General features: G+C 68.4%; 5 protein-coding genes and 1 pseudogene. 2 read left to right on the top strand and 4 right to left on the bottom strand.

All coding sequences use genetic code 11. The features are described from left to right. Nucleotides 1-222, top strand: a pseudogene (locus ABD352_RS47035) (hypothetical protein); the annotation flags it as partial. 603 nt (nucleotides 223-825) lie between these two features. On the opposite strand, the gene ABD352_RS47030 reads toward ABD352_RS47035, so the two are convergent. The 4 genes from ABD352_RS47030 to ABD352_RS47015 form a co-directional block, all read right to left on the bottom strand. Continuing rightward, the gene (locus ABD352_RS47030; protein WP_344619147.1) at nucleotides 826-2,592 is read right to left on the bottom strand and encodes a caspase, EACC1-associated type; all 1,767 of its coding nucleotides are present in this window, start codon (nucleotides 2,590-2,592) and stop codon (nucleotides 826-828) included. A 29-nt stretch (nucleotides 2,593-2,621) separates the two neighbouring features. Further along, nucleotides 2,622-2,942, bottom strand: a complete 321-nt coding sequence (locus tag ABD352_RS47025; RefSeq protein WP_344619146.1) for an effector-associated constant component EACC1 — start codon at nucleotides 2,940-2,942, stop codon at nucleotides 2,622-2,624. 636 nt (nucleotides 2,943-3,578) lie between these two features. Beyond that, nucleotides 3,579-5,231, bottom strand: a complete 1,653-nt coding sequence (locus ABD352_RS47020; RefSeq protein ID WP_425553934.1) for a caspase family protein — start codon at nucleotides 5,229-5,231, stop codon at nucleotides 3,579-3,581. A 3-nt stretch (nucleotides 5,232-5,234) separates the two neighbouring features. Then, nucleotides 5,235-5,630, bottom strand: a complete 396-nt coding sequence (locus ABD352_RS47015; RefSeq protein WP_344619144.1) for an effector-associated constant component EACC1 — start codon at nucleotides 5,628-5,630, stop codon at nucleotides 5,235-5,237. A gap of 353 nt (nucleotides 5,631-5,983) precedes the next feature. On the opposite strand from ABD352_RS47015, the gene ABD352_RS47010 reads away from it, so the two are divergent. After that, nucleotides 5,984-7,147, top strand: a complete 1,164-nt coding sequence (locus ABD352_RS47010; protein ID WP_344619143.1) for an IS110 family RNA-guided transposase — start codon at nucleotides 5,984-5,986, stop codon at nucleotides 7,145-7,147. Nucleotides 7,148-7,644 lie beyond the last annotated feature (497 nt).

Below are 7,644 nucleotides of genomic sequence, written 5' to 3'. Positions count from 1 at the left end.
GGCCTGACCAACCACACCAACCCGCAAAACCCATCGGGGCTGCGCCCCGATGCTGCCGCCTGCCCACGCACGGACCAGTTACGTCTGAGCGGATGCGCCGGCCTGACCCTCTACAAGGTCATCCACGAGCTGCAACTCCTGCTCGCAACCTGGACCGGCGCATGCCCCACCTGCCACCAAACCGTGAAACCGCTACACCGCAACAGACATCGACAAACCTAACAAAGCACTACTAGGGTCCGTTTCCGACGGGCCATGACCCGGTGCGCACTCATGGCTCCCCTCTAGGTCAAGGGGTTGGGGGCAGCGGATGTCTTCGACCGCCACACGCCTCCGGGCGGCCCGACCTGCGTCAGCGCGGGCTGCGTGACGGTTGCAGTGGGACTGGGGCGAGGGGCCCCGGAATGGTGACGTTGGCGACCGTCTCGTGTGAAACCTCGGCGCCGTAGATCTCCGCAAGGTGGTCTAACTACCCGTGAGGTCGTACGCCTCCAAAATTTCGGCTGGGACGCCACCATCTCGGTGGAAGGAGTGCGCTACTCGGTCCGAAGGTGTCGCAGATCTGCGTGTCGGCGCTGGCGGGCGCGGTGTCGACCGCCAGCGTCACCAGGCCTGCCGCGGTGAGCAGCCCGGTCGCAGCGACAGCGTGCAGCGTCTTCTCCTTGCCTTGCGCCTGCAGTGAGAGCGGCGGGAGCGCTCTCTGCCTGCGGACGCAGGGCAACCAACCGCCGACCGGCGATTCGACAACCCGAGGTTAGCCGGTTAATCCCAGGTCAGAGGGGCCAGCCAATCGTGGAACGTACATGCTTGCGGACGGCCTGAGCCTCAACGATTCCGCGCCAAGCAGACGACGACCGGGTAGAAGTCGTCGGAGAAGGAGCCGGTCGCCGTCGTGGGACAGGCCGCCGGCGTGTCGTCGTAGAGGACCGCCAGGACGGTTGTGGTGTCGCCGCCGGAGCAGGAGGTGCGCTGCGAGCTGACGAACCGGTCGTCCAGGTGAACGCAGGTGCCCGGCGCGTAGGGAGCGTCCCACCACGTCCGGATCGACAGCGTCGCCGCCGCGACCAGCACGACGGTGGCGGCGACCACCGCCTGAGCCGTCCGCGGACGGGTCGCGGCGAGGCGATAGGCCAACGGCGACAGTCCCCAGAGTGCGAGCGTGTAGAGCAAAGCGACCACCGCCGCGGCGGGCCCGCCGCCGGCGACCAGCGGCAGCAGGCTTCCGAACTGGTCATAGTTGACGGTTCTGGCTCGGGGTTCGACGCCCATCAGCGCGGCACACATCGAGGCGATCGACAGGATCGCGCCGATTGAACCGATCACCTCCGGTAGCTGACTCGAGGCGACACGGTAGAGGCCAGCGAATAAGAAGAACCACATCGCACCGAAGGTCAGGGTCAGGGCGGCGATCAGCGAGACGGCGAGCGGGCCGGCGGATCGGTGCCGGCCCGGCCGCGGAGCCTCGGCCGGCGGCGGGTCCACCGCTACCGGCGGCGTGACCACCGCTGCCGTCGGCATGACGTAGAGCGTCGTCGGCCCCGGGTCGACCGCCGGTCCGCGGTGCGGTTCGGCCAGGCTGCGGCGGATCGGCTCGAGGGCGCGGCGGATGCTCGAGTCCGCGGCGGTGTCGGCGATGCGATCGATGTCAGCGCGCGCCAGCCTCAGCTGCTGATTCAGCTCGGTGTCGACGGCGTCGGCAGCCACGGCTTTGTCCGGGCCAAACGCCCGGACGTCCTGGTGCATGCTGGCCAGGCGTTCGGCCAGCCGCCGGTGCTCGACGTCCTTCGCCTGCAGTTGAGTCTCCGCCTCGGCCAGCCGCCGCCGGAGCTGCTTGACCTCCTCTGCCGGGTCGTACTGGGACTCGAGCGGCGCGGCATTGCGGGCGAAGGCGAACTGGTCGGCGAAGTCACTGCTGCGGCGCGTCGGCCGGGGCTTCTTGAGGCGAGCCAGCTTATCGGCGACGTGGATGAAGATCGTGTTGAGCCGCAGCACGGCTGGCTCGCCCGGGATACCGCGTTCGATGACATCCGCCAGACACTTCGTGAAGTAAGTCTGCGGGGGTCGGCGGCCGACGCCTTCCAGTTCGTACCACGCCGTCGTGTACGCCCCGCTGGCCGCCATGGTGTAGGCGCCGGCGACGCCGGCGTACGCGATGACGTCCTGGTCGTTGGCCAGGCTCCCGTCGGGCCGGGTGGCCAAGCCGGAGAAGCAGCAGTCGAGCAGGACGATCTTGGTCCGGGCGCGCGACTTCAGCAACGCGCTGCGCACGGCGGCGAACGGCAGACTGGTGGTGCCTCGGCGCTCCGCTCGAGACAGGGACTCGACCAGCCCCAGGCACAGCTGATCCTCGTCGTCGACCTGCCCGTGCCCGACGTAGTAGAAGAGCGCGACGTCGGTCGTGGCGCCGAAGAGCTCGACGAGCTGGTCCGGCAGATCGTTCGGCTTGCGGGCGTTCGCGAACACCGTCACCTGGTCCGGTGACCAGCCGCAGAGGTCGCTGGTGAGCAGCTCCCTCATCCGGGCCAGGCTGTGTTGCGCAGCCGGGATGTCGTGCAGTAGCTCGTCGTGATACGTCCAGGTGCCGACGAGCACCGCGCGGGAGCCGGCGAGGTCTGGCCGGGTCATCGGTTTAGGATCCGATCCAGGATCTCGGCGACCTCCTTGGAGTTCTCCAGCGTCATGGTCACGTCTTGACCCTTGGTCTTGATGCGGACCGACAGCTTGCTGCGGCGCGACCTGATGAACTCCGGCAGCATTCGCACGGCCGCTGCCAGTGCCGTGGTGCTGGCGACCGCGGTGAGGATGTCGACGGCACCCTGCTCGCCCGGCCTCGATGGCTGCGGCCGGGCCGTGACCGCCACGCCCGCCTCGGCCTCGAGCCAGGTACGCAACGACCGCAGCACGGCCGGGTCCGACACTTCAAGCTCGATCTGCTCGGTCAAAAGCGGTCCTCAGCTCGGGCGCACTCGCGGGATTACATTGACGCCAGTGTCCGCGACACCGGCCGGATGTCGTATCGGGAAGTCGGCTGAGTCGATCCGGGACGAGCCGCCCATCGCGATCCGCTGAGCAGCAGGCCGGGGTCGGCCACTTCGCTGAGGACTGGCGTCAGGTGAGGGTGCGGACGAAGCGGCCCACGCGCTCCAGGGCCTCGTCCAGCAGGGCATCCGGTGGCGTAGCTGCAGCGGATGTGGCCCTCGCCCGAGGGGCCGAAGACGCGGTGCTTCTCAACCTGGCCGACAGCAAGGTCGTTGGGGATTCACCGAACTCGAAGTCTTAGGTCGCCCTAACCTCGCGGAGGGGTGTTGGGCGCAGGTCCGACACGCACCATTACCCAACGCCCCGACCTGCCGTCCGCGTTGTTGGTGGTCCCGCAGGTCGACGCGACATGTTCGCGGCGCGGCCTGGCCCGTCGTAGAGCGGGTGGGGCCATGGTCGGGTTTGGGGGACTGACCGCCCCGCGGCCGCCATGACTTCGCGACCGGATCGCGGCTATGAGAGTGCACCTGGCAGCGTCGCGCACCTTCTCGCTTCCGGGACCGAAATCTGCGCAGCTCCCGGAACATCCTGTGCTTGCGTCACCGCTGAGGGGACTGGACCGACGGCGCGAGGCCGGCGAGGCCGGAGAGCATCTGCCCGAGCTGCGAGGTGACCGCGTCCTTCTGGCGCGTGAGGTCCTCGACCTCACGACGGGCACGCTGCGTGGTCTCCTCGGCCTCCGCCCGGGCCTCGCTGAGCAGGCGGTGCGCCTCGGCGCGGGCCTCGTTGACGGTCTTATCGGCGAGGTCTTTGGCCTTGTCGATGGTCTCGGCGGCGGACCGCTCCGACTCGACCCGGCGGGTCTCGGCGCGCTGCTCGATCTCCTTGGCCCGGTCCTCGGCCGCCCGGGCGCGCCCCTCGGCCTCGGTGACCAGCTTCCGGGTGGCGGCGACGGCGGAGGCGTGGCGGGCGGACTCGTCGTGCTCGGCCGTCTCCTGCCGCTCGGCGATCTCCAGCGCAAGGGACTGCAGGTCCTTGTCGCGCTTGTCGCGGGCGTCGGTCAGCAGCTTGGTCGCCTCGGCGATTTTCTCCTCCGCCTCGCGGGCGGCCTTGGCGCGCAGCTGCGTGATCTCCCGCTCGGTGGTGGCCCGCAGCGTCGCGACCTCGCGATCGACGGTCGCCTTGAACTCGACGACCTCGTGCGCGGTGGCCGTGCGCAGCTGCTTGGTTTCGCGCTCGGCGTCGGCTCGCAGCGTGTCGGCATCGCGACGGGCCTGCGCCCGGACCTCGGCGGCCTCGCGCTCGGCGGCGGTAAGCGGGTTGCCGGCCGCGTCCCCGGCGGTCGCCTTGATGATGACCGACTCGATCCGCGCCTTTTCGGTGATCTCCTGGGCTTCCAGCCGCGCGGCGGCGATGATGCTCTCGGACTCCCGTTGGGCCTCACCTCGGGCAAGCTCCAGGAGGTCGGCCGGGTCACGGGCCAGCGCCAGCGCCGGGGATGCGGCTGTGCCGTACGCGGGGTTGTGGGTCAGCGCGAGTGCGTCCACGGTGCCGCTGCCCTGCTGCCGAGGGATGGGCAGGCCGAGTGCGGTCGTGCGGTAGTGCAGATGCCGGTACACGTCGCTCATGGCCAGAAACGCGGGCCCGTTCGGAATTCCGTCAGAGAGCAACCGAAGCAGCTGCTCGGTGAAGGCGGTGTACTGGGCGCCGACCGGCGCGATGGCCAGCCCGGTGGCCGGCGTCGCGGTCAGCGTGTAGGTGCCGCCGATGCTGATCTGCCCGACGATCGCCTCGGCGCCGCCGGCCTGAGCGTCGGTCAGCGCCAGCCCGCTGAAGCAGCAGTCCAGAATGAGGATGCGATTCTTGGCCGGGCTGTGCTGAATGATGTCGCGAATGTGGTCGAACGCGAAGGCGCTCACGCCGGGCGCTTCCGGGTCGGTATCCCTCAGCGCCAAGTGCAGCTCGTGCCGGAGGCCAACGGTGAGGCCGTGCCCCGCGTAGTAAATGAGCAGCGTATCCTCGGTCGCGACGGCGGGTCCTCGGATCTGCCGGTAAAGATCGAAAACCCCGACGGGATCGTGCACGACGACGCATCGACGCCGGTTAAAGCCGCCCAGCGTCGGAGAGGCGAGCACGGCGGCCAGGGTGTCGACGTTGTTACGCACGGCCGGAAGGTCGTTCAGATCCGCCGAATGGAACCGCGACGATCCGACCAGGATTGCGGTCGAGCGGGCCGGGTCGGGTAGCCGCATGCGCTACTCGCCGTCCACCGGCGGGTTCCCTGCGGTGAGCTGCAGGAAGGTCTCGGCCAGCGCCTGCGGATCACGCGCGCGGTTGGCCGTGATCGAGTACCTGCGGCCGTCAGGCGCGATCACATCGATCGTAATATCGGAGTGGCGCTGGGTCAGGTACGTCGAGATCGACCTCGCAACAGTTCCCCAAAGCGCGGTCGCTCCAGCCAGCGAAGCGACGACCTGCACGACGACGTCCGTACCCGGCCCCATGGTGTCCGGCCGGTTCGATGGGCTCGACGTGATGCGGGTCCTGCCGCGAAGATCGTCCTCCAGCCGCAGCCAATTTCGGAGTTCGTCTTGATCCGTCGGCCGCCCGTTGACACTCAGCGTTAGTCCCGCGCCAAATTCCTGCTCCACGTCGATACCTTGGCAGTATGGCCGAGATCGATACAATGACCGAACGGCCGTTTGCGGCAGCCAGCTGACGGGGTTTCGGAATCTGCAAACAAGATCAATTATCCCAAGGTCACACGCCCGCTCATCGGCATCTTGTTGACTGGCGGCACGACCGTAGCCCGGCCAGGCTGGGTCGAGGTGATCGGTAGGGTCGCTCTCTCATCGGCTGCCCGCTGTGGTTGGGTGTGGCTCTCATTTGGCGTGCGTCCTGCCGGTCACCGCGGCGTGGAGTGGCTCCAGAGGGGTCTGCCCAGCTCGAAGATGCGCTGCCCTCCCGTCGACGTCCATTCGTCGGGTCGAGCAGGGAGCAGCGTATGGGGCGCGTCATCATCGGTATGGATCCGCACAAGCGGTCCGCCACGATCGAGATCATCGACAGCCGGGAGAAGGTGCTGGGGCAGGGCCGGTTCGGCACCGACCGTGACGGCTACACGGCGATGCTCAAGCTCGGCCGGCAGCACAAAGACCGGGTCTGGGCGGTCGAAGGCTGCAACGGCATCGGCCGGCACATCGCCCAGCGCCTGGTCGCTGACGGCGAAACCGTCCTGGACGTGCCGGCGAAGCCGTCCGCCCGCGCGCGGCTGTTCGACACGGCGCAGGGCCGTAAGACGGACCCGGCCGACGCGCACTGCATCGCTATCGCGGCGTTGCGGGCCAACGGCCTGCGCCAGGTCGTGGTCGATGATGTCACCGTCGCGCTGAAGCTGCTTGTCGACCGCCGTGATGAGCTGGGCCGGGCCCGGACCGAGGCGCTGAGCCGGCTGCACCAGCTGCTGCTCGAGCTCGTTCCCGGCGGGGCGAAGCAGTTTCTGTCCGCGCCGCAGGCCCGGGCCCTGCTCAACACCGTGCGGCCCCGTGACATCGTCGGCCGCACCCGCCGGCAGCTGGCCTCGGAACTCATCACCGAGGTCGCCGTCATCGACAAGAAGATCAAGACCGCCAACGCTCAGCTGACCAAGCTGATCGCCTCCACTGGCAGCACGCTGCAGCAACTCAACGGGATCGGCCCGTCCGGCGCTGCCCGGCTCCTCGGCGACATCGGCGACGTCGGCCGCTTCGCCAGCCGGGATCACTTCGCGTCCTGGAACGGCACCGCGCCGCTCGACGCGTCGTCAGGCGACCACCGCCGCCACCGGCTGTCCAGAGCCGGGAACCGGCGCATCAACCGGGTCCTGCACATCATGGCCATCGTCCAGCTGCGCAACGACACCGAAGGCCGCGCCTACTACCGCCGCAAACTCGCGACCGGCAAGAGCCCGATGGAAGCCATGCGCCCCCTCAAACGCCGCCTGTCCAACGTCGTCTACCAGCGAATGGTCACCGACGCGCAACGCATCAGGACAGGCCCGGGAGAGCAAACGGGAGCGACTCTGCAATCCAGCCCGACCGGCTCAATCCCGACAGCCAGCACTTCGGACAAGCCACTTCCCGGACCCGCCAGAACCCACTCTAGAACACCACTTCTGGCGGCTTCTTGACATAGAGGGGTGCCAGATGTGCGCGTCCGAGAGCCCAGCCGCATACCCCGCCATCACGCACCGTGAGGCGACTATGGACGGAAGCCGTGTCCGAACCGGGGCTCCGCGACCCACCGGACATCCGCGCCGACCCAGTTGAGGCGCTGCATCGGACTGGTTACGCTATCGCCATGCACACACATTTCCGTTGTGTGTGCGGATTTCTGGGCCCGATCCCCACTTCGACACCGATCTTGGTGGATTTTCACCAACATCAGAACTCAGCACACACGACGGCGGGCACGCCGACTGACCCGAGCGGGTGACCACCCGGTCGGGTATGTGTACATCGAGCCATTTTCAAGCTGACCTTGCAGCTCAAGGCGGGTGTGGCGGACCCGGGCACCGATGAGGGCGAGGCTCCAGGTAAGACAGCAGTCGACCAAGATCTGATGCCCCGACCGGGAGCCTCGCTGTGCTGTCTTACCCCGCCACGATCCCGCTGTCCAGCCGAACCC

Origin of the sequence: Dactylosporangium salmoneum (assembly GCF_039532525.1) — a bacterium.
Taxonomy (GTDB): domain Bacteria; phylum Actinomycetota; class Actinomycetes; order Mycobacteriales; family Micromonosporaceae; genus Dactylosporangium; species Dactylosporangium salmoneum.
Note: the sequence above shows the minus strand (reverse complement) of the source record. Positions and strands in the feature narration are given on the sequence as shown.